This window comes from Rhizobium sp. CAU 1783, from assembly GCF_054551725.1.
On the sequence record NZ_JBTOLM010000001.1, the window covers coordinates 982,147 to 1,003,771 of the forward strand.

The window sequence follows — 21,625 nt, forward strand, 5'->3', positions numbered from 1 at the left end:
CAGGAACTTAAAGGCCCATGAATCCGAAGACCGGCTTTTGTTGCATGAACCAACAAGATGCGGAATTTCAAAGGAAAATCTGCACTGTACCTATCGTGGACTGCAACCGGGCGGCGATCTGTGTGCTGTTGCGGCTCGTTCAGCGCTGACGCACTTCCGGAGCGATGCGGTAGAGCACATGACGCTTGAGGTGGGGATGGCTGTCGGGCACGCGCGGGTGGTCGAAATCACCGTCCGGATCGCGGTGCATGCCGATCCGCTCCATCACAGCGATCGATCGTCTGTTTCGATCAACCGCAAAGGCGACGATCTCGTCGAGATGGAAGATCGTGAATCCATGGGCGAGGAGGGCGGTTGCCGCCTCGGTCACGTAGCCCTTGCCCCAGAAGCGCGTCGCCAGCCGCCAACCGATCTCCACCGTATCCGGCGCAAACAGCGGGGCCAGCCCGGCAAGGGAGAGGCCGCAGAAGCCGATGGGTTCGGCCGTCTCCTTCAATCCCAGCGCATAGAAGCCGAGACCGGTTTCGTCGATCATGCGGCGGACCTTGTCGAGCAGCAGATCGGCTTCCTCATGGGAGCGGCGGAACGGAAAGAACTCCATCACCGTCGAATCGCGGTTGATCTCGCGGAAGAGATCGCGATCGTCGTCGCACCAGTTGCGCAAGGTCAGCCGGGGCGTTTCGAGGATCGTGGCCATGGCGCCCGGTGCCCTTTCAGGGGGTGACGAAATCCGTCTTGCGATAGCCCTGGAGGTAGAGAAGGGCGGTCAGGTCCGAATGGTTGATGCGGATCCGGGCCTGGGCGGCGACGGAGGGCTTTGCGTGCAGGGCGACGCCTGAACCGGCGAGTTCCAGCATTCCAAGGTCGTTGGCGCCGTCTCCCACCGCGATGACGTCATCGGCGTCGATGCCGAGCCGGGCGGTGATGTCGACCAGCGCATCCACCTTGGCCTGCTTGCCGAGGATCGGCTCGGCGACCTCGCCGGTGAGGAAACCGTCCTTTTCGAGAAGGATGTTGGCGCGGTTCTCGTGGAAGCCGAGACGGGCGGCGATCGGTCCGGTGAAGACGGTGAAGCCGCCGGATACCAGGGCCGTGTAGTAGCCTTTCGCCTTCATCGTGGCGATCAGTTCCGGGCCGCCGGCGGTCAGCGTGATGCGCTTGGCGATCACCTCGCCGACCACGCTGATCGGCAGGCCTTTCAGCAGGGCGACGCGTTCCCTCAAGGCAGGCTCGAAGGCGATCTCGCCGTTCATCGCCCGGGCGGTGATTTCGGACACCTTGTCCTTGAGGCCGACTTCGGCGGCCAGTTCGTCGATGCATTCCTGGCCGATCATGGTCGAATCCATGTCGGCGATGAGGAATTTCTTGCGCCGGCTGTCGGCGTCCTGCACGGCGACGTCGATCTTTTCCCCGGCGACGAGGGCGCGCAGCGTCGCATCGGCTTCCGTAGCGTCAGTTCCATCCCGCAAGGCGATATCGCAGGCAATCCCGTCGGCCAGCCAGTAGAGGCCCGAGGCGCGGAGGGTCTCGGCAGCGCGCTCGGCGAGCGCCGGGCGAAGGATCGGATTTGACGGATTGGCGAGAAGCGTGGCAACGAAGGCCATGATGGAAAATCCTGGAAACGAGATCGACGCGATCCTGATAACCGGGCCGACCGCCAGCGGCAAGTCCGCTCTGGCGCTCGAGCTTGCAAGGCGTCACGGCGGCGAGGTGGTCAATGCCGACAGCATGCAGGTCTACGACACGCTCAGGGTCCTGACCGCACGCCCGTCGGTGGAGGAGATGGAGGGCGTGCCGCATCACCTCTACGGCCATGTGCCGGCGGGAGCCGCCTATTCGACCGGTGACTGGCTGCGGCAGGCCGACGAGGTGATCGCCGATATGAAGAGGCGCGGCGCGATGCCGGTCGTCGTCGGCGGGACGGGTCTCTATTTCAAGGCGCTGACCGGCGGCCTCGACGACATGCCGGCCGTGCCGGCCGAAATCCGTCAGCGGCTTCGGGACCGACTGACCGCCGAAGGACCGGAAGGGCTCTACCAGGATCTGAAAGCGCGCGATCCTGCCGTGGCCGAGCGGCTCGGTCCGCAGGACGGGCAACGCATCGTTCGTGCGCTGGAGGTGTTGGAGGCGACGGGGCGGTCGATTTCCGCATTCCAGGGGCGCGGCGGGCCGGTGATCGTCGATCCGGAACGGGCGCGCAAGATCGTCGTGCTGCCCGACCGGGCGCTTCTTCATGCGCGGATCAACCGCCGTTTCGAGACGATGTTCGACGAAGGGGCGGTGGCGGAGGTCGAGGCCTTGCTGGCGCTCGACCTTGCCCCGGAAATGCCGGCGATGAAGGCGATCGGCGTGTCGCAGATCGCGGCGATGCTCAGGGGCGAGATGACGCCCGAGGCGGTGATCGCGCAGGCATCGGCAGCGACCCGGCAATATGCCAAGCGGCAGATGACATGGTTTCGCAACCAGATGGACGAAAGCTGGGAGCGGATCGGCTGAGCTGCCGCGCTCAGTCCTTGCGGTAGAGGCTCGACAGCGGCTTTCTCAGGATGCTTTCGCGGAGCGACGAGCCCGGTTCGCGACGGATCGAGCCCGGCTGGTCCTGGCCGGCGAAGCTCGGCTGCGGCTGGGGGCGCGGTTCGTAAGAGGTCGGCGGGGTTTCGGTGCGATCGCCGAAACGGCGGCCGTAGCGGGGGTCTTCCGGAAGACCTGACGAGCGCGGCAGCATGTCCGGGCGATAGGGTTCGATCGGTGGCGTGAGGTCCTGGGTGAAGGACTGACGGGCGGTCGGGGCTGAGGGTTCCGGGTCGAGCGGCTGGCGCGCGGGCGGTGGCGTCGTGCGCCAGGGTTCGGCCGGCTGGCGTCGATCGGCTTCCATGGTGTGGTGGACCGCGGGCGGCGTCGCGTCGGTTTCGAAATAGGCATCATCGTCGCCGGTCCCGTCGTCGGGAAACTCGTCGTGCGGGTCGTTGCCTTCCATGCGCTGCGCGTTCTCGAAGCTTTGCTGGAAGGCCGAGATGTCGGGACCGGCAATGGCGCGCATGCGATTGACGATGGTACGCAGGTCGACCGTGTCCGGGCTTTCCTCGGAGGCCTTGACCGCCGCGCTGTTGGCCTTCGGGAGCTGGTGGGCCTCGACGCGAGCGAAGCGCATGCGCATCGGAACGGCGATTGCCTCGCCGAAGGCGATCGCCTCGCCGTTGCCGATCGATGAGATGAAGCTTGTGGTGGAGATCGACGAATCCGGGATGGCCGAGCGGATGATCTCCTGGTCACGGTCGTTGGCGAGCCGCATGGCGAACAGCGTCGAGCACTGCGACAGGATGGTCTGGTCGAGTTCGCCCGGACGCTGGGTGATGATGCCGAGCGAGACCCCGTATTTACGGCCTTCCTTGGCGATGCGGGCGATTGCCTGGCGGGTCGGGAAGAAGCCGAGATTGGGGTCGGAGGGAACGTAGCGGTGCGCTTCTTCGCAGACGACCAGCATGTGGATCGCGCCGTTCGACCACAGCGCCAGTTCGAAGGCCATCCGGCAGAGAACCGAGGCGACCGAGTTCACCACTTCCGACGGGATGCCGGCCAGCTGGAAGGTCGAGATGGGGCGATCTTCTCCCGGAATGCGGAAGATATGGGCGATGGTCTCCATGATCGTGTCGCTGATCGTGTTGTTGGAGAACATGAAGTGGTAGCGCGGATCGTTGATCGCCGACAGGATGCGCATCTTCAGCGCTCGCAGGATCGGCTTTTCGCCGCGCCCTTCAAGCCGGCCGATGCGCTCGTCGATGAGCGCCAGAAGGTCGGCCATGCGGTAGGGCACCGGGGTATCGGCGGTGATCGAGCTCTTGTCCCCGGAGCGGCGCATCAGCGCGCTTTCGTTGCCGCGGAAGGCGCGCTTGGCCTCCGGCATCAGGTCGCGCAGGATGTCGAGTTCGTCCGCGATCGGCGGACGTCCGCGGAACAGCACTTCGGCGAACTCCTCCAGCCGCATCAGCCAGAAGGGCAGGTCGAGCGTATCGGTGTCGATGACGACGGCGTGATCGGGGAAGGCGGCAGCGAATTCGTTGTGTGGGTCGAGGATCAGGACGCGGAGGTTCGGGTCGCTCTCGATCGCCTTACGCAGCAGCAGCGAGACGGCGGTCGACTTGCCGACGCCGGTCGAGCCGACCACGGCGAAATGCTTGGACAGCATCGAGGGAACGTGGATTGTCGCGTCGATCGACTCGTCCTGCGTCAGCTTGCCGATGACCGCGGTGTCGCCCTTGCGGATGTCATAGATGCGCAGGAGGTCGGCCGCGCGGATGCGGTGGGCGATGGCGCCGAGATAGGGATAGCGCGAGATACCGGTCGAGAAACGCTCCGAGCCGTCGAGGTCCTTGTGGACTTCGCCGAGCAGCTCGACCTCGATCAGGATGCGGTTGTCGTCGTGTTCACCCCAGTTCTTGGTGCCGGTCTGCATGGAGTAGGCAAGCGCGACGACGCGGTTTTCGCCGACGCTGATCGAAATCAGCCGGCCGACCGACCAGAGTTCGGTCAGGTCCGTGCCTCCGCCTTCGGCGATAGCCGCAATCGTGGCGCGTGCGCCATTGCAGGCAACGACGCGTCCGAGGAAGCGATTGCCCGCGGCCATCCGGTCGCGGCGTTCCTGTTCGCCCGCGCTGACGGCAGGCTGAAGATCATGGTCGGCCAAAACACACTCCTTGTGTCTGCGACAGTTTAACCGGGCAGGTTTTAACAGGAGGTATAGCCGCGACGTGAATTTTGTGACGCTTGTTGATCCGGGCGGGGCAGATCGCCCGTTTTTTGGACAGGAGCGCGTTGACGCCTGCCCTATTTGTGTCTATCAATTCTTCCCATGAAAAATTCGATCGTTCTTATTGTGGTGGGAAAGCGCATGGGCAGGATGGTGTAACCATCCGGCGATAGCCACCCATGCGCTAGATGACAGGCTCCTCAAAGGGGCCTTTTTTTATGGCCAAAACCGGGCGAGCAGCCTGAACACGATCCAAAAGGCAGATGGAAAACAGCATGACGGGCAAAGACAATCAGATGACGGGCGCCGAGATCGTCCTGAAGGCGTTGAAGGACAACGGGGTCGAGCACATTTTCGGCTATCCCGGCGGTGCGGTCCTGCCGATCTATGACGAAATCTTCCAGCAGGAAGAAATCCAGCACATCCTCGTCCGCCATGAGCAGGGCGCCGGCCACGCCGCCGAAGGTTATGCCCGCTCGACCGGCAAGGTCGGCGTCGTCCTCGTCACCTCCGGCCCCGGCGCCACCAATGCGGTCACGCCGCTGCAGGATGCGCTCATGGACTCCATTCCGCTCGTCTGCATTTCCGGCCAGGTCCCGACCCCGCTGATCGGTTCGGATGCCTTCCAGGAATGCGACACGGTCGGCATCACGCGGCCCTGCACCAAGCACAACTGGCTGGTCAAGGACGTCAACGATCTCGCCCGCACCATCCATGAAGCCTTCCGCATCGCCCAGTCCGGTCGCCCGGGTCCCGTTCTGGTCGACGTGCCGAAGGACGTGCAGTTCGCCACCGGCACCTATACCCCGCCGGAGAACCACGCGATCCAGAAGAGCTACCAGCCGAAGGTCCAGGGCGACATCAACGCGATCCGGGCCGCCGTCGAGCTGATGGCGAATGCCCGCCGTCCGATCATCTATTCGGGTGGCGGCGTCGTCAATTCCGGTCCGGAAGCCTCCAAGCTGCTGCGCGAGCTGGTCGACCTCACCGATTTCCCGATCACCTCGACGCTGATGGGCCTCGGCGCCTATCCGGCATCCGGCAAGAACTGGCTCGGCATGCTGGGCATGCACGGTTCCTACGAGGCCAACATGGCGATGCATGACTGCGACGTCATGGTCTGCATCGGCGCGCGTTTCGACGACCGCATCACCGGCCGCCTCAACGCGTTCTCGCCGAATTCGAAGAAGATCCATATCGACATCGATCCGTCGTCGATCAACAAGAACGTCCGCGTCGACATTCCGATCACCGGCGACGTCGGTCACGTGCTTGAAGACATGGTCCGCCTGTGGCGGGCACAGCCCAACAAGCCCGAGGCCGGCCAGACCGCCGAGTGGAAGGAAAGCATCGCCAAGTGGCGGGCGCGCAATTCCTTCGGCTACACGCCGTCGAAGGACGTCATCATGCCGCAATATGCGATCGAGCGCCTGTCGGCGCTGACGCAGGGCCGCGACACCTACATCACCACGGAAGTCGGTCAGCACCAGATGTGGGCGGCACAGTATTTCGGCTTCGAACAGCCGAACCGCTGGATGACCTCGGGCGGCCTCGGCACCATGGGGTACGGCTTCCCGGCGGCGATCGGCGTGCAGATCGCCCATCCGGAAAGCCTCGTCATCGACATTGCCGGCGACGCCTCGATCCAGATGTGCATCCAGGAAATGTCCTGCGCGGTACAGTACAATGCGCCGGTCAAGATCTTCATCCTCAACAACCAGTACATGGGGATGGTGCGCCAGTGGCAGCAGCTGCTGCACGGCAACCGGCTGTCGCATTCCTACACCGAGGCGCTGCCGGACTTCGTCAAGCTGGCAGATGCCTATGGTGCCGTCGGTCTGCGTTGCGAAAAGCCGGAGGATCTCGACGATGCCATCATGGAGATGATCAACGTCAAGAAGCCGGTGATCTTCGACTGCCGCGTCGCCAATCTGGCCAACTGCTTCCCGATGATCCCGTCGGGCAAGGCGCACAACGAAATGCTGCTGCCGGACGAGGCCACGGACGAGGCGGTCGCGACCGCCATCGACGCCAAGGGCCGCCAGCTGGTTTGATGACAGGAACAGGAAGAGACACATGAACGCACATCAGCAGCCCACCGGTTCCGCTTACTTCATCGCAAAGGAAACCGCTGCCGTCGAAAGCCATACGCTATCGGTCCTCGTCGACAACGAACCGGGTGTCCTAGCCCGCGTCATCGGCCTGTTTTCCGGGCGTGGCTACAACATCGAAAGCCTCACCGTCTCGGAAACCGAGCACGAGGCCCATCTTTCGCGCATTACGATCGTCACACGCGGCACCCCGAGCGTGCTCGAGCAGATCAAGGCCCAGCTCGAGCGGATCATTCCGGTCCACCGGGTGGTCGACCTGACGGTGCGCGCCCGCGATCTCGGCCAGGAGCGTCCGATCGAGCGGGAAGTGGCGCTCATCAAGGTGGTGTCGTCCGGCGAGATGCGGGCCGAGACGCTTCGCCTTGCCGACGCCTTCCAGGCGAAGGTCGTCGACGCGACCGTCGAGCACTTCATCTTCGAGATCACAGGCAAGTCGTCGAAGATCGACCAGTTCGTGGCGATCCTGAAGCCGCTCGGCCTCAACGAGATCTGCCGCACCGGCATCGCCGCGATGAACCGCGGTTCGCAGGGCATGTGACACCGTCACCGACGGCGTGAAAAACAAACGGGCGGCTCATGGGGCCGCCCGTATTCGTTTGTCTGGCCGGTCACGGCTTGCTGTCCTGTTTTGTCAGAACATCGACATCTGGGTCGGCAGCGGCTTTTCCTCGGATGTTTCGTCGGGATCGGCAGCCGTTGCGGCTTTTGTCTTGCGCGGGGGCTTGGTGGGTTCGGAGGGCTCCTGGTCCGTGGCGGGAACCGGTTCGGGCGTCGGGGGCAGGGCGCCGACGTCACCCATGAAGCCTGTCAGCACATCCGCGAGCGTATGCCGGACGAGGGCATAATGGACGAACTGGCCGCGCTTTTCGCGGCTGATCAGGCCAGCTGTTTCGAGTATGGTCAGATGCTGCGAGATGGAGGGTTTGGCCATGTCGAAACGCGACGAAATCTCGCCGGCGGTCAGGCCCGATGCGGCAAGATGCTTGAGGATCTCGCGGCGGGGCGGGGCGGCCAGGGCATGAAAGACCTGCTGTGTCGCGCGCGTCATGTCGATCCGCGGGGCCTTGGTCGGGCGACTTTTCTTCACGTTTTCAATACCCTGGTTTTCTGGTGCGTCGGATGGGTGCGCCAAGTCACTAATTAGCTATTCTCCTAATTCCTTATTGGCTCGAAAAGGTAATTAGGGCTTTACCTAAATGGCTGCAGGGCGCTTTTCTGTCAACGGCCTAGAGCACGGGATCCGGGCGGATCAACATCAAATACAGGATGCCGATCATCGACAGGAAGGCGGGAAAGCCGAAGGCGAACCAGATGCGATAGAGTCGATAATAACGCTCCGGCAGCGGAAGGTTCGCTTCTGCGGCATTGCGGGCCAGGTTGCGCAGCTGGATCTGTATCCAGACGACCGGCAGCCAGAAAAGGCCGACCACGCCATAGAGGACGAGCGAGAGGGCGATCCAGCCGGTCGTCAGCGGCCAGCCGATCCGGTGGGCCAGCCAGGCGCCGGTCAACGGCTGGAGAACGGCCGCGGTCGCGGTGAAGAGCGTGTCGGCGATGACCACGGTGCCGGCGACATGGGCGATCAGCCGCGGGTCACGGGTCCGGTTGGCCATGAGCATGAAGAAGGCGATGCCGGCGCCGGTGCCAAACAGCACCGCCGCGCCGATCACATGGGCGAGCCGCAGCAGGTCGTCGAGCATGTCAGCGGTCCTCCAGGATGGCGAGCGCACAGAGCGTCAGCAGGAGCGAGGGGAAGATCTTGACCAGGGGACCCAAGGGATCGAGCCACAGTCCGGGCTGGATGACGGTACCGCCGACGAGATAGGAGACCGAGACCGCGAGCATCGCAAGCATGGCGCGGCGGGCATACGGCTGGACGAGGACGGCCAGTCCGAGCGCGATGTCCAGCACCGAGGTGAACAGGGTGACGGCGAGCGCGAGCGCCGGCGGCACATCTTCGCCGAACATCTCGGCTGCCGGCATGGGGTTCAGGAGCGGGATGGCACCGGATAGAATCCAGAAGGCGGCCAAAGTGACGATCACAAGGGGCTTCAGGAGATAGAGACGGGAGAACCAGAGATCCTGCGCAGCGGCCGGTTCGCGGCGCAGCCGGGGTAGTGGATCCGGTGTCCAGAGCGTTTGCCTGCCATCCGCCGGGGACACACCGAAGCCGCTGATGACGGTTGCCGTCGACCGCAGCGGCGAGCGCCAGCCGAGACGGCCGGCAAGGTCCGCGAGGAGGGACAGCGGGCGTGCCGCAACGGCCGGAAGGCGAAGCACCGGCGCCGGTCGAAGCCCGAGCCATTCGCGGTAGAAGCGCGCCATTTCCTCCAGCTGGCGCGTCGGTCGGCCGGCGACGACGAGATCGCTGCCGCTCGGGATGCGGCCGGCTATCGCATCCGAAACCGCGGCGGCAAGGTCCGACACATGAACCGCATTCAATGGGCTGTCGGCATCGACGAGCGGCAGGACGAGGGGCATCGAGGCGATCGCCCGCAACAGGGCCGTGCCGCCATAGGCGTTGCGACCGACGACCACCGTCGGGCGCAGGATCACATGCGGCAGGCCGGAACGGGAAAGGGCGGCATCGGCTTCGAGTTTCGTGGCGATGAAGCGGGTCCCGGCGACGGCGAGGTCTTCCGGCGCGGAGATCTGGACGATCATGGGCGGAGTGGCCTGCTCCACGCACGCGGCTTGCAGCGCCAGCATCGCGTCGCGCTGGACGGCGGCGAGATCGTCGCGCAGACCGTCCTGCAAGGCGCCGGCGCAGTTGACGACGGCGGTCACGCCGTCGAGCAGCGGCTGCCAGTCGGAGGCGGTGCGCAGACGCGCGAGATCGCGGCTGATCCAGGCCACGGCGGGCATGCGGGCCTTGGCGCGGTCAATATCGCGGCCAAGGCCGGTGACGGCGTGGCCCTCGTCGTTCAAGGTCTGGGCGACGACCTGTCCGATGAAGCCCGTGGCACCGAGAACCAGAATGGTCATGCCGTCTTTTTCCTATGCTGGGAACGCCTGTCCTTGGTGGCAAAGCTGTCGTCGCCGCGGCTCAGATCATCTCGAGGGGGACCTTGCGGTCCGGCGGCGGGAAGGCGGCGTCGAGGACGGCCCAGTCCTCCTCGGAGATGTCGAGGTCGACGGCGTCGCGGTTCTCGCGGACGCGCCTGAGGTTCGCCGATTTCGGGATGGAGATGACGCCGTCGCGCTCCAGGAGGAAGGCGAGTGCGACCTGGGCCGGGGTGGCCTGATAGGCCTTGGCGATGTGGATCAGCTCGGGATGGTGGGCGAGGCGGCCCTGTTCGATCGGGGAATAGGCCATCAGGGCGACACCATGCGACTGGCACCAGGGGAGGAGGTCATATTCGACGCCCCGGCGCGAGAGGTTGTAGAGCACCTGGTTGGCCACGCAGTTTTCGCCACCGGGCAGGGAGAAGAGCTCTTCCATGTCGGCCGTGTCGAAATTGGAGACGCCCCAGGCACCGATCCTGCCGGCGGCGCGCAGCTCCTCGAAGGCGGCGATGGTGTCGGCGAGCGGATGGTCTCCGCGCCAGTGGAGAAGGTAGAGATCGAGACGATCCGTGCCGAGCCGTTTCAGGCTGGCCTCGCAGGCGGCGATCGTTCCGGTGCGGCTGGCATTCCACGGATAGACCTTGCTGACGAGGAAGACCTCGTCGCGGCGGTCTTCGAGCGCCTTGCCGACGATCAGTTCCGCTCCACCTTCCGCATACATTTCCGCCGTGTCGACCAACGTCATGCCGAGATCGAGTCCGAGCCTTATGCTGTCGATCTCCTCGTTGGCGCGGGCCCGGGTTTCGCCCATCTGCCATGTTCCAAGCCCGAGCGCGGGGACGGCGATGCCGTTCGGCAGGGTGACGGTCGGTATCGGATCGTGCATTATGGTTCCTTGTCGGTGCTGGTTCCCAAGCTTAGCCGAGCCGCCTTAGGTTTCAATCCTTTGACGATTGCCATGGTGACAAAACTCCGGTGGCCGAAGCGCGCCGGCGTCACTATCTTGGCGCCGAATTTCTGGAGAGAGACTTTTGGATACCGCAACGCTTTCCGCCCTCGTGACCTTCGCCTTCGCGACCTCGATCACGCCTGGACCCAACAACATGATGCTGTTCGCGTCGGGCGTGAATTTCGGCTTCCGCCGGACCATCCCGCACATGTTCGGCATCGGTGTCGGCTTCCTGTCACTGCTGATCGGCGTCGGGCTCGGGCTCGGCGCGTTGCTGGCGACCGTGCCGGTCATCTACACGACGCTGAAGATCGCCGGCGGGCTTTATCTTCTCTACATCGCCTGGAAGATCGGATCATCCCGGACGCTCGGCGAAGGCAAGACCAGCGGCCGGCCGATGACCTTCCTCGGCGCGGCCGCCTTCCAGTGGGTCAATCCCAAGGCCTGGGTGATGGCGGTGACGGCGATGGCGGTCTATGTCGATCCGACGCATTACCTGTGGAGCGTCGTTGTCGTCGGGCTGGTGTTTGCCGCGGTCAACCTGCCGAGCGTGTCGACCTGGGCCGGCTTCGGCTCCGTGCTGCGCGACTGGCTGTCCGTGCCGGTGCGGCTGAAATGGTTCAACATCACGATGGCGGTGCTGCTCGTCGCCAGCCTGTGGCCAATGCTCAAATAGGTCAATTCTCCACTATTGCTAAGCGGCGGGGCGTGCATAAGACTATGCGGCAACGACGAGGAAGAGTGAATTGCCCGAGCATCGCCACGATCACCATGACCACGGCGGTCATGACCATGAGCATGACCACAGCCATGGCCATGAGCACCATCACGACAACCACTATTCCGACATGCAGGCCCGGGTCCGCGCGCTCGAGACCCTTTTGACGGAAAAGGGCTTGATCGACCCGGCGGCGATCGACGCGATCGTCGAGACCTACGAGACCAAGGTTGGGCCGAGAAACGGCGCGCATGTCGTGGCGAAGGCCTGGACCAATCCCGCCTTCGCCGAATGGCTGCGCGTCGATGCGACTGCGGCGATCGAGAGCCTCGGCTATACCGGCCGCCAAGGCGAGCACATGCGAGCGGTGTTCAACACGCCCGACACCCACAACATGGTCGTCTGCACGCTGTGCTCCTGCTATCCTTGGTCCGTGCTCGGACTGCCGCCCGTCTGGTACAAGGCACCCGCCTATCGTTCGCGCGCCGTCATCAATCCGCGGGCGGTGCTCTCCGAATTCGGCGTGACGCTGAGCCCGGAAACGCAGATCCGGGTGTGGGATTCGACGGCCGAACTGCGTTATCTCGTGGTTCCGGAACGGCCCGCCGGTACCGAGGGCTGGGACGAGGCGGCCCTTGCGGCGCTTGTCACGCGTGATTCGATGATCGGCACGGGGCTGGCGCTTCCGGCGGGGGACGGCCAGTGAACGGTCCGCACGACCTCGGCGGGCAGATGGGTTTCGGCCCCGTGGCGCCCGAAACCGACGAGCCGCTGTTTCATGCCGAATGGGAAAAGCGGGCGCTCGGGCTGACGCTCTCCTGCGGTGCCTTCGGGGCCTGGAACATCGACGAGAGCCGCCACGCGCGGGAAAACATTCCACCGGCCCAGTATCTGTCGGCCAGCTACTACGAGATCTGGATCCGGGCGCTCGAGACGCTTCTCGAACGGCACCGCTTCGCCACCCGCGAGGAGATGGAGACCGGTCGTCCCATGCGCCAGAGCGCGGAGCCGAAGCGGGTGCTGAAGGCCGACATGGTGGCGGACGTGCTGGCGCGCGGCGGACCCTGCGACCGGCCGCTCCATACCGAGCCGATGTTCGCCGCGGGAGACGTGGTGAGAACGAAGAACTTCCACCCCGAGACCCATACGCGGCTGCCGCGTTACGCCCGCGCCAAGCGGGGCGTGGTCGAGGCGGTGCAGGGAAGCTTCGTCTTTCCCGACGACAACGCCCATGGGCGGGGCGAAAATCCCCAATGGGTCTATACGGTGGTCTTCGATGCCGGCGAGATCTGGGGCGAGGGCGCCGATCCGACGCTGACCGTGTCGATCGACGCTTGGGAGAGCTATCTTGAGCGCGTGTGAGGTCGCATCGCCGCTGGCCGCTTCGCCCGGACTGCCGAAGTCGGTCGAGGGCGATCCGGTGTTCGGCGAGCCCTGGCAGGCACAGGCCTTCGCGATGACCGTGCACCTGCATGAACGGGGTCTGTTCAGCTGGAGCGAATGGGCGGAAACGCTTTCGAGCGAGCTGCACAAGCCGGAGCGCGCCGAAGACGGTTCCGACTATTTCGACGGCTGGGTCGCTGCCCTGACCGGGCTGCTTGCGGCCAAGGGGCTCGCCGATCCGGAGACGGTGCTGGCCCTGCAGGAAAGCTGGAAGCGGGCGGCCGAGGCGACGCCGCATGGCAGCCCGATCGTGCTGGACAACGACCCGCTGCGCTGACGCTCAGATCCGCGGTTTCGGATCGAGCGGGAACATCCTGAAATAGGGCTCCGCCTCGCGGAGCACCCGGGCAAAGGAAGGCCTCTCCTTGAGACGGCCGAGATAGTCCTTGAGCTTCGGTGTGGTGTCGTCGAGCGGGCAGACGGTGTCGGCGTAGAAGAGGGCCGGCGCGGCGGCGCAGTCTGCGAGCCCGAAGGCCTTGCCCACGGCCCAGCCGTCGGGCGGCAGACGCGTTTCCATGAAGGCATAGGCGGCAGCGATGTCGGTGCGGGCCTGGACGACGCCGATCGCGTCATGGCCGTCGGCGGGGCGGAAGACGTCGAGCACGATCTTCTGCATGGGGAGCTGGAGCATGTCGTCGAACAGCCGGTCCCACATGCGATCCTGCCAGGCGAGATCCGGGTCTTTCGGAACGAGCGGGGCAGTTGGGTTCGCAAAGGCTTCCAGATAGTCGATGATCGCCGCCGATTCGGCGATGGTGGCGTTTCGCTCGGTGTCGACGAGGACCGGAAACTTCATCGGCGGCCAGACCTTGCGGAAGTCTTCCCGGGACGTCTCGTCGCCGAGGTCGACGAGCACCGGCTCGAATGGGATGGCGTTTTCGTAGAGCGCGATCAGGACCTTCCAACAGAAGGACGCGAGCGGATGGTAATAGAGCCTGAAGGTCATCGTCTGTTCTCCGTCGCGGGGCCGGTGTCGGCCGGTCACAGGTCGAACTGACGATAGCACTCATCCGCGACCTGCTGCATCCGCTCGCGCGAGATTTCCCCGGTGACGGCATAGCCGACCGCCCCGTCGATCCAGTAGAAGGTCTCCAGCCCGTCATCGCTCGCATAGCGGAAACTGGTTTCGCGGTTCTCGTCGTTGCGGCCGACCAGCACGGTGATCCGTTCTCCGGCGGTATCCTCGTACATCAGCAGGGCGCCCGGCCGGCCGCTCACGGGGACCAGGCGACCGCCGACGAGTTTCATGCCGAGGTTCGAAAGATCCGGAATGCGCATCGGGTGATCGAGGCGCTTGCCGAGCCAGGTGGCGAGGTGGTCCTGCTGGTCGGCGCCGACCTCGACCGGGTGACGGATGTCGCTGGCATAGATGAGGAAGGCCGAATGCGACTGGTCGGAAAGTGTTGCTGTGGTGAGCGTCGGCCGGTCCGCATCGAAAAGCGGAGGGGCGAACCGGCCGACGCCGATCCCTCCGATAAAGAGGAGAATGGCGGCGGCGGTGCGGGCAAGGGTAGCGACGGAGAGGCGGCGCGGTCTTGCCGGACGGCTGGCGCCGGAAAGGAGTGCCAAATCGGCTTCGCTGGCGGTCTCGTCACCGGGAAAAAGCGAGCGGATAGCGGCATTCTGGGCCTGCCAGTCGGCGACGCGCGCCCTGTCTTCCGGATGCGCGGCGAGCCAGGCCTCGACCTCGGCGCGGCGTGCCGCGTCCAGCCGGTCGTCGGCATAGGCGTGCAGGTCGTTCTCGTCGACGGTCTTCATGGTCTCGGTCATTTCGGTCTCCGCAGGGCAACGATATTCTTTTCCGCAAGCACGTCGCGCAGACGCCCGCGGGCGCGCGAAAGGCGCGACATGACCGTGCCGATCGGCACGCCGAGCATGTCGGCGACCTCCTGATAGGCATAGCCTTCGACGACGACCAGCATCAGTACGGCCCGGTGCTCGTCGGGAAGGCCATCAAGGGCGGCGCGCAGACGGTCGCGTTCGAGCGGGTCGTCCGGGGGCGCGGATGACGGGATTTCGGCCGCTTCGTCCAGATCGACGACCGGATGCCGCCGCTTTCGGCCGGCGCGGTTGCGGTGAAGATTGGTCATGATCGTGTAGATCCAGGCCTTCAGATTGACGCCGCGCCAGCTCGCCTGGCGGGCAAGCGCGGTCTCCACGCAATCCTGGAGCAGGTCGTCGCTTTCGGCCCGCGAGCGGGTGAGGCTGAGCGAATAGCGCCTGAGGGCCGGAAGCAGCGAAAGCATGTCCCGTTCGAACGGGGCGCTGCCGGGCGCAGATGCGCCCGACATGCGGTCCTTGTCCTCAGGGCCTTGCGGCATGCCAGACACCTTTCATGCCGTCGCCGGTCGCGTCGCCCATCTTCTTGTCGTTGATCCAGAAGTAGAGCGGCATGCCGTTGCGGGCCCATTGCTTGGATCCGTCCTTGCGGTCCACCAGCGAATATGCACCGTCCGCCTTGGCGCCGGAAGTGGCGATGAAGGGCGGCCAGTTCTGGGCGCAGGCGTCGTAGCAGTTCGACATGCCCTTCTTGTCGTTCTTGAAGGTATAGAGCGTCATGCCGTTCTCGGCGGCGATGACCTTGCCCTTGGCGCTGTCGACGGTCTTGACCGGGGCGGCGAAGGCGGTGCCGGCAAGAGCGGCGAGCGTTACCAGGGCGGACGAAAGGACGAGGCGGGTTCTCATGGGAATATTCCTCCGGGTTGCGGCAGGCATCGTCTCGATCCTACCTGCAGCTTAGACACCGAAGGGTGGCGGTTTATTCCCTTCATTGCGGAAAATTTCTCCCCGCCCAAGATCCGGCCGTCGCCTTGCCAAGGCGCGGGAATCCTGCCAAGCACCGATGCATGCAATTCGCACCCCAGCAGGACGAAGCCCTGAAGGCCGTTTCGACATGGCTGAAGGAGGGCAAGCAGCCGGTCTTTCGCCTGTTCGGTTATGCCGGTACGGGCAAGACGACGCTTGCCAAGCATTTTGCCGAGCATGTCGACGGCGACGTGCTGTTTGCCGCCTTCACCGGCAAGGCGGCGCAGGTTTTGCGCTCGCGCGGCGCGTCGAACGCCAAGACCATTCATTCGCTGATCTATCGGCCGCGTGGCGAGGAAGCCGTCGAGGACGAGGAGACCGGCAGGACGTCGATCGCGCCGATGTTTGCGATCAACCGGCAGAGCCCCGTCGCCAAGGCGGCGCTGATCGTCATCGACGAATGCTCGATGGTCGACGAACAGCTCGGCCGTGACCTGATGAGCTTTGGCACGCCGATTCTCGTGCTCGGCGATCCGGGGCAGCTTCCGCCGGTGTCGGGCGGCGGTTTCTTCACCGACCAGGAACCGGACTACCTGCTGACGGACATTCACCGGCAGGCGCGCGACAACCCGATCATCCAGCTCGCCATGCATGTGCGTGAGGGCAAGGAGATCATGTATGGTGACTACGGAACCGCCAAGGTGATTTCCAAGAACGAGGTGACGCAGGATCTGGTTCTGGGAGCGGACCAGGTGCTGGTCGGGACCAACAAGACACGGCGGCGCTACAACAAGCGGCTGAGAGAACTCAAGGGTTTCACGGTCGACTACCCGCAGGCCGGCGACAAGCTGGTGTGCCTCAGGAACGATCAGGTGAAGGGGCTGCTCAACGGTTCGCTCTGGCAGGTGATGACCTCGTCGCGCGAGACGGTGAAGCCGGGGATCAACCTGCTGATCAAGCCGGAAGACGACGACATGGACCGCGGCGCGGCGAAGATCAAGCTGCTGAAGGCTGCCTTCGAGGATGTCGAGACGGAGATTCCGTGGTCGACGCGCAAGCGTTACGACGAATTCGACTACGGCTATGCCCTCACCGTGCACAAGGCCCAGGGTTCGCAGTGGAACGACGTCGTGCTGTTCGACGAGAGCTGGGCGTTTCGCGACACCCGCGAACGGTGGCTTTATACGGCGGTGACCCGCGCGGCGGAGACGCTCACCATCGTGCGGTGAGCGTCCGTTGCTCCGAGGCGGCTTACGGCTTCAGGGTGATCAGTGCCATGACGACGTCGCGCTCGCCCTTGCCGGAGGCGGTCGCAATGTCGACCAGCGACTTGCCGGGCTCGGCGGCGGTCAGGCCTTTTTCCTTCAGCGCGGCGATAAACATGTCTTCCGTCTGTCCGACGAGCGGGGCGACGGTTGCGGGTGTTCCATGCGTCACAAGCGAGATCATTGCCAGTTGCGGGTTTCCGCCGGCGCCGGCGCCGGTCAGGGCGGGCCAGGCGAAGACGAGGCCGGCGACCAGAGACACCGCAAGGGCGATCGCCATCGGCAGTCTCTTGAAATACATCAGGAACGGACGCCAGTTCTTCCAGACATGCAGCACGAAGGGCAGGATCAGCACCATGCTCAGCCATTCGTGCATCTCGCGGAACGCGGCTGTGCCGTAGTGGAAGAAGAGGGCGATGCCGGAGATCAGGGAAACGAGGAAAAGCCCGGTGGTGAAGGGGGTTGCATAACGGGAGACGAAGGCAGGCATTGGGAGAACCATCTTTTCTTGTTGCGTTCGTCCCACAGCTAGATCTGCAACCGGGCAAAGTCCCGTTAAATCTCCGTCATCTTTGACAGAGTTCAAGTTGCCGGAACGTCACGACGCCACGATCCCGAGCAACACCGCCTTGGCCACCGCCTGGAAGCGGTTATGCGCCTCGAGCTTGCCAATGATGTCGGCCTCGAGATCGGCGACTTCCGCGCTGGTCATCGACAGGGCACGGGCGAGACGCAGGGGCGTGTAGCCCTCCGCCATCAGTTCCAGGCATCTCTTTTCGTCGCTCGTCAGATTGGTTCGATGGCGCGGGCTTGCACGGCCGTCGGCGTCATCGTCCTCCGTGTCATGCGCCAGCAGAGTGGTGATCTGCTGCAATTGACGGTGAATGGTGGAGAGACCGGCGGTCAGCTCACGCCGCCGCGCCAGCAGGGCCGTCTCGAAGATGTCTTCGGCCTCCTGGGGCGAGAGTGCCGATTTCAGCGTTTCCATCAGCTCCTGGATCACCGCGACGGGCATGCCGATCTCGCGGCAGGCGTTCACAAGCGCCATTCGGGTGATGTCGGCATGGGTGTAGACGCGCATCAGGCCGATGCGTCTCGCCGCGATCAGGCCCTTCTCCTCATAGAAATGCAGGGTGCGGTGGGTGACGCCGAAGAGATCTGCCATTTCGGCGATCGCGATGGGCTCGTCGGGCAGGTCGCGGGGCAGGGGAATGTCGGGCAGGTACAAGGCCGCGGCATGCATGCCGTCGACCGGATTGCCGTCGCTCTGCAGATATTTCGATCCGTCCGCCATGACCTCCCCTTGTCCAGCGTGTCTTCAGGTCTGCGAGTCTGTCGGTCCCTTCCTGGTGGCCCTGTGCTGTCGTCCCCTCGAAGCCTGAAGCCATCCCCTTTGCGGCTTCTGCCTCGTCCCTTCTTGCTGCATGCGCCATTTGAAGTTGCGCTTGTGCTTATTCTTGTAGCCAGATTAGTCGTCTTATCCGCGTTTGGCAAATCGCCGTTGGTCTAAGGTTTTCGATCAGAAAGCCCGTGTTGTCAGGGCGAGCAGGTCCGACAGGTCGGTGATGAAGACCGGTAGCCTGCGGGGGTGGGCAAGCCGCTGCTGATGCCGGCTCGCTTCGAGATACGCGTCATGCGAGTTTTCCAGCTTGTACAGGTAGGTCGCTTCGAGGCAGTCCATCAGGACAGACGACAAACCTCGGCCACGGCAGAATGCGTAGACCTCTCCATTCAGTGTCATGGTTTCGGCAATGAACTGATGCGCAAACCCCGCGATGTGGCGGCTTCCCTCGGTTCCCGCCGGACGGGTGCGGTGAAAGACGAGCTGTCCTGTCGCCGCATGCATGAGCGTTGCGCCAAGCGGCCGGTCGGTGTTGCCGGCATCGACGGTCAGATGGAAATCAAGGTGCGGATTGGAGCCCCGGCACTTCGATTGAGCGGGGGCGATCGTGAAGCCGGGCAGGTGTTCGAACGCAAGCCGGATGGCATTTTCGAAGATCCTGGCGCGCCAGTCGCCTTCGCCCGCGCGCTCGATCTGGATGCGCGGCAGGCCGTTCAAATCCTTGTCCGGTCCGTAGATGCCCGGCGTTGCCAGTTCGGAAGCCGGTTGCGTGTCGAATTCGAGATGGATCGGTTCGGCAAGCGCGGCCGGCTTCGTCCACGTCCGCGCCGCACCGGCCGAATCGGTCGGGCGCCGGACGGCGGAGACAGTCTCATAGACAGGCACATAGCTTCCGAGCGGAATGCGGATGCGCAGTGTCTCGTTGCGACCTTCGTCTGCATAGTACATGTTGATGAGGCGGCGGAGCTTGCCTGCCTGAACCCTGACCAGCGGATCGACGCCCGGATCGAAGCTGCCGTCTCGGCTGAAGACATCGACGCCGATCGTGTAGCCCTTGAGCTGGCTCGCGAGCCCGAGCTGTTCCATCTCCACGACGAACTTCAGAAAGGCGCGCAGCCGCTCGGACCGCGCGAAGGTCTGGCTTTCGAGGATGCGCGCGAGCGCCAGCCTGACCCTGTCGCCTTCAATGCGCCTGACGTCGGACATTGCAACTCCATTCGGCTCTGCTGCTACCAGTGCGGGAGGCCGGCCGGCCAGTCGGCCCGGCCGTTCATCGGCAGCGCGGATCTGGCGGCGCATCGGTTCGGATGGCGTACTCTAGCGAGCGTGACGGATCTCACAAACGAAAAGTTGTGAAAGTCACACAAGATCTGTAGCAATCCCCTCAATTTCAGGAGGGCGATTGCCAGCGGACGGCATCGCGGCCGATCCATCAAGGACGTCAATGGGATCATGCGCGATTCTCGTTGGCCTTCGCGGTGGCGATCGCCTAAATGAAGGGTCTGACCCCGTTGCCCACCCCATGGAAGACCGTCGATGCCCGCCAAGCTTTCCGTCAATCTCAATGCCATCGCCATGCTGCGCAATCGTCGCGACCTTCCCTGGCCGGACGTCGCGCAGTTCGGTCGGATCGCGCTCGAAGCGGGTGCCAGCGGCCTTACGGTTCATCCGCGCCCGGACCAGCGGCATATCCGTTTTTCCGACCTGCCGGTGCTGAGAGCGTTGATCGACGATTCGTTTCCGCAGGCCGAGTTCAACATCGAGGGCTATCCGACCGAGGAGTTCCTGCAGCTGTGCGAGGCGGCCGAACCTGAACAGGTGACGCTGGTGCCCGACGATCCGACCCAGGCGACGTCGGACCACGGCTGGGATTTCGCCGGCAACCGGTCTTTTCTCACCGACGTGGTTTCGCGGTTGAAGGCCAAGGGCATGCGGGTCTCGCTGTTTGCCGATGGCGACGGCAATGCCGAGGCGATGCACGCGGCGCGCGAGACGGGCGCCGACCGGGTCGAGCTCTATACAGGTCCCTATGGTGGCTGCTTCGACGATCCGGAACGGGCCAAGGTGGAGATCGACCGGCTTGGACGGACGGCGGATGCTGCCTTTGCGGTCGGGCTCGCGGTCAATGCGGGCCATGACCTGACGGTCGCCAATCTGCCGGCATTGATGAAACGAATCCCGAACCTTGCGGAAGTGTCTATCGGGCACGGCCTGACGGCCGACGCGCTGGAATTCGGCATGGCCGAGACGGTGCGCCGTTTCCGCCGGGCCTGCGGGCAGGCGGTCTGACGGACGTCCGGCGCCGCGAGCCGCGCCGGACGATCTTCGCTTCAATCTCAGCCGAGGGCGGCCTTGTTGGCTTCGAGGAAGCTTTTCATGTCACGCGGCGTCTTGCCCGAAAGGGATTTCACGTCGTCGGTCACGATGTCAAAGCCGCCGGCGCGCGCATTGGCCTCGAAGGAAATCAGCATCGGGATCAGGAATTCCGGGACGCCTGCGCCCTTCATGCCGCCGGCGAGCTGTTCGTCGTCGAGATGAACCACGGAGAGGGGCTTCCCGGTTACCTGGCTGACGAGGGCGGCGATTTCCTCGGTCGAAAGCGCGACGGTCCCGGTCAGCGTGTAGACCGCGTTTCCGGTTTCCTGCTTAACCAGGCCGCCGGCGATTGCCGCGGCGATGTCAGCGCGGGCGACATAGGCGTTGCGACCGTTAGCCGCCGACGAGTACCAGTGGCCGGAGCCAAGCGCCTGCGGCACGCTCATGAACAGGTTTTCCATGTACCAGCCGTTGCGGAAGAAAGTGTAGGGAATACCGCTGTCCTTGATCGCCTGCTCGGTTCCGGCGTGATCGGGCGCGAAGCTGACGAGGCTCGTCTCGACCTTCGGCAGCGAGGTGTAGAAGATGCGGCCGACACCGGCGGCCTTAGCGGCGGCAACAGCCACGCTGTGCTGTTCGAGGCGGCGTCCCGGGCGGTCGAGGGCGTCAGTGGAGATGATCAGCAACCGGTCGATGCCGGCAAAGGCGCTGGCAAGGCTCGAGGCATCGTCAAAATCAGCGCGCCGGGTGTCGACGCCTTTCGCTGCGAGGTCGGCAAGCTTGGCGGTGTCGCGGCTGGCGGCGACGATGTCGGAGGGGCTGACCTTCTGGTCGTCCAGAAGGCTCTGGATGACGAGGCGGCCGAGATGGCCGGAAGCGCCGGTGACGAGGATCTTGCTCATGTTACTTCCCTTCAGCGATGGGGCGGGGGTGCCGCCGAATAGATACGTGCTCTCAAAATGAGAGTAACGCTAAAATGGGAA

At 64.4% G+C, this 21,625-nt stretch carries 24 protein-coding genes; 9 read left to right on the plus strand and 15 right to left on the minus strand.

Annotated elements, in window-relative coordinates; genetic code table 11:
- Positions 1 to 139: 139 nt before the first annotated feature.
- Positions 140 to 697, minus strand: a complete 558-nt coding sequence (locus tag ACX93L_RS04435) for a GNAT family N-acetyltransferase (RefSeq protein ID WP_459403709.1) — start codon at positions 695 to 697, stop codon at positions 140 to 142.
- Between the two features lie 16 nt (positions 698 to 713).
- A complete protein-coding gene (gene serB, locus ACX93L_RS04440) occupies positions 714 to 1,604 on the minus strand; it encodes a phosphoserine phosphatase SerB (protein ID WP_459403710.1) in 891 nt (296 codons plus the stop codon).
- Here serB and miaA point away from each other — a divergent pair.
- Positions 1,603 to 2,496 (plus strand): tRNA (adenosine(37)-N6)-dimethylallyltransferase MiaA, encoded by an 894-nt coding sequence (gene miaA, locus ACX93L_RS04445; protein WP_459404140.1) that lies wholly within the window; start codon positions 1,603 to 1,605, stop codon positions 2,494 to 2,496. The two genes, serB and miaA, sit on opposite strands and share 2 nt — an antisense overlap.
- A gap of 10 nt (positions 2,497 to 2,506) precedes the next feature.
- Here the strand turns inward: miaA and ACX93L_RS04450 are convergent, their stop codons facing one another.
- Complete coding sequence (locus ACX93L_RS04450) at positions 2,507 to 4,624, minus strand: ATP-binding protein (protein WP_459404141.1); 2,118 nt, start codon at positions 4,622 to 4,624, stop codon at positions 2,507 to 2,509.
- A 398-nt stretch (positions 4,625 to 5,022) separates the two neighbouring features.
- Here ACX93L_RS04450 and ACX93L_RS04455 point away from each other — a divergent pair, with 398 nt between their 5' ends.
- Positions 5,023 to 6,801: an acetolactate synthase 3 large subunit gene (locus ACX93L_RS04455; protein ID WP_459403711.1), complete on the plus strand. Its 1,779-nt coding sequence runs from the start codon at positions 5,023 to 5,025 to the stop codon at positions 6,799 to 6,801.
- A gap of 22 nt (positions 6,802 to 6,823) precedes the next feature.
- Positions 6,824 to 7,396 carry an acetolactate synthase small subunit gene (gene ilvN, locus ACX93L_RS04460; protein WP_459403712.1) on the plus strand — a complete coding sequence of 191 codons (573 nt, stop codon included), beginning with the start codon at positions 6,824 to 6,826 and terminating at the stop codon, positions 7,394 to 7,396.
- A gap of 93 nt (positions 7,397 to 7,489) precedes the next feature.
- Here the strand turns inward: ilvN and ACX93L_RS04465 are convergent, their stop codons facing one another.
- The 4 genes from ACX93L_RS04465 to ACX93L_RS04480 form a co-directional block, all read right to left on the minus strand.
- Positions 7,490 to 7,945 (minus strand): metalloregulator ArsR/SmtB family transcription factor, encoded by a 456-nt coding sequence (locus ACX93L_RS04465; RefSeq protein WP_459403713.1) that lies wholly within the window; start codon positions 7,943 to 7,945, stop codon positions 7,490 to 7,492.
- A 139-nt stretch (positions 7,946 to 8,084) separates the two neighbouring features.
- Complete coding sequence (locus tag ACX93L_RS04470; protein WP_459403714.1) at positions 8,085 to 8,558, minus strand: DUF2269 family protein; 474 nt, start codon at positions 8,556 to 8,558, stop codon at positions 8,085 to 8,087.
- Between the two features lies 1 nt (position 8,559).
- The gene (locus tag ACX93L_RS04475; RefSeq protein WP_459403715.1) at positions 8,560 to 9,843 is read right to left on the minus strand and encodes an SDR family oxidoreductase; all 1,284 of its coding nucleotides are present in this window, start codon (positions 9,841 to 9,843) and stop codon (positions 8,560 to 8,562) included.
- Positions 9,844 to 9,904: 61 nt separating this feature from the next.
- Positions 9,905 to 10,753, minus strand: coding sequence for an aldo/keto reductase (locus ACX93L_RS04480; RefSeq protein ID WP_459404142.1), 849 nt, complete (start codon positions 10,751 to 10,753; stop codon positions 9,905 to 9,907).
- Between the two features lie 142 nt (positions 10,754 to 10,895).
- Between ACX93L_RS04480 and ACX93L_RS04485 the strand changes: the two genes are divergently transcribed.
- The 4 genes from ACX93L_RS04485 (at position 10,896) to ACX93L_RS04500 (ending at position 13,251) form a co-directional block, all read left to right on the plus strand.
- Positions 10,896 to 11,489 carry a LysE family translocator gene (locus ACX93L_RS04485; RefSeq protein ID WP_169587390.1) on the plus strand — a complete coding sequence of 198 codons (594 nt, stop codon included), beginning with the start codon at positions 10,896 to 10,898 and terminating at the stop codon, positions 11,487 to 11,489.
- 70 nt (positions 11,490 to 11,559) lie between these two features.
- Complete coding sequence (gene nthA, locus ACX93L_RS04490; RefSeq protein WP_459403716.1) at positions 11,560 to 12,237, plus strand: nitrile hydratase subunit alpha; 678 nt, start codon at positions 11,560 to 11,562, stop codon at positions 12,235 to 12,237.
- Positions 12,234 to 12,893, plus strand: a complete 660-nt coding sequence (gene nthB / locus ACX93L_RS04495; protein ID WP_459403717.1) for a nitrile hydratase subunit beta — start codon at positions 12,234 to 12,236, stop codon at positions 12,891 to 12,893. Before nthA ends, nthB begins: the two co-directional genes overlap by 4 nt.
- On the plus strand, positions 12,880 to 13,251 hold the full coding sequence (locus ACX93L_RS04500) for a nitrile hydratase accessory protein (protein WP_459403718.1): 372 nt from the start codon (positions 12,880 to 12,882) through the stop codon (positions 13,249 to 13,251). The genes nthB and ACX93L_RS04500 overlap by 14 nt, the downstream gene beginning before the upstream one ends.
- Positions 13,252 to 13,254: 3 nt before the next feature.
- Here the strand turns inward: ACX93L_RS04500 and ACX93L_RS04505 are convergent, their stop codons facing one another.
- Genes ACX93L_RS04505 through ACX93L_RS04520 form a run of 4 tightly spaced genes read right to left on the minus strand, consistent with a single transcriptional unit; the run spans position 13,255 to position 15,659 of the window.
- A complete protein-coding gene (locus ACX93L_RS04505) occupies positions 13,255 to 13,920 on the minus strand; it encodes a glutathione S-transferase family protein (protein WP_459403719.1) in 666 nt (221 codons plus the stop codon).
- A gap of 35 nt (positions 13,921 to 13,955) precedes the next feature.
- The gene (locus tag ACX93L_RS04510) at positions 13,956 to 14,744 is read right to left on the minus strand and encodes an anti-sigma factor family protein (RefSeq protein ID WP_459403720.1); all 789 of its coding nucleotides are present in this window, start codon (positions 14,742 to 14,744) and stop codon (positions 13,956 to 13,958) included.
- Positions 14,741 to 15,304 carry an RNA polymerase sigma factor gene (locus ACX93L_RS04515; protein ID WP_459403721.1) on the minus strand — a complete coding sequence of 188 codons (564 nt, stop codon included), beginning with the start codon at positions 15,302 to 15,304 and terminating at the stop codon, positions 14,741 to 14,743. Before ACX93L_RS04515 ends, ACX93L_RS04510 begins: the two co-directional genes overlap by 4 nt.
- Complete coding sequence (locus ACX93L_RS04520) at positions 15,279 to 15,659, minus strand: COG4315 family predicted lipoprotein (protein WP_459403722.1); 381 nt, start codon at positions 15,657 to 15,659, stop codon at positions 15,279 to 15,281. Before ACX93L_RS04520 ends, ACX93L_RS04515 begins: the two co-directional genes overlap by 26 nt.
- A gap of 161 nt (positions 15,660 to 15,820) precedes the next feature.
- Between ACX93L_RS04520 and ACX93L_RS04525 the strand changes: the two genes are divergently transcribed.
- Positions 15,821 to 16,948 (plus strand): ATP-dependent DNA helicase, encoded by a 1,128-nt coding sequence (locus ACX93L_RS04525; RefSeq protein ID WP_459403723.1) that lies wholly within the window; start codon positions 15,821 to 15,823, stop codon positions 16,946 to 16,948.
- A gap of 22 nt (positions 16,949 to 16,970) precedes the next feature.
- Here the strand turns inward: ACX93L_RS04525 and ACX93L_RS04530 are convergent, their stop codons facing one another.
- The 3 genes from ACX93L_RS04530 to ACX93L_RS04540 all read right to left on the minus strand — a co-directional run bounded on the left by ACX93L_RS04530 (position 16,971) and on the right by ACX93L_RS04540 (position 19,532).
- The gene (locus tag ACX93L_RS04530; RefSeq protein ID WP_459403724.1) at positions 16,971 to 17,474 is read right to left on the minus strand and encodes a DUF4405 domain-containing protein; all 504 of its coding nucleotides are present in this window, start codon (positions 17,472 to 17,474) and stop codon (positions 16,971 to 16,973) included.
- A 108-nt stretch (positions 17,475 to 17,582) separates the two neighbouring features.
- On the minus strand, positions 17,583 to 18,278 hold the full coding sequence (locus ACX93L_RS04535) for a MerR family transcriptional regulator (protein ID WP_459403725.1): 696 nt from the start codon (positions 18,276 to 18,278) through the stop codon (positions 17,583 to 17,585).
- 225 nt (positions 18,279 to 18,503) lie between these two features.
- Positions 18,504 to 19,532, minus strand: a complete 1,029-nt coding sequence (locus ACX93L_RS04540; RefSeq protein WP_459403726.1) for a hypothetical protein — start codon at positions 19,530 to 19,532, stop codon at positions 18,504 to 18,506.
- Positions 19,533 to 19,862: 330 nt separating this feature from the next.
- Between ACX93L_RS04540 and ACX93L_RS04545 the strand changes: the two genes are divergently transcribed.
- A complete protein-coding gene (locus tag ACX93L_RS04545) occupies positions 19,863 to 20,615 on the plus strand; it encodes a pyridoxine 5'-phosphate synthase (RefSeq protein ID WP_459403727.1) in 753 nt (250 codons plus the stop codon).
- A 47-nt stretch (positions 20,616 to 20,662) separates the two neighbouring features.
- Here the strand turns inward: ACX93L_RS04545 and ACX93L_RS04550 are convergent, their stop codons facing one another.
- Entirely contained in the window at positions 20,663 to 21,544 is an 882-nt protein-coding gene (locus tag ACX93L_RS04550; RefSeq protein WP_459403728.1) for an SDR family oxidoreductase, read from the minus strand.
- Positions 21,545 to 21,625 lie beyond the last annotated feature (81 nt).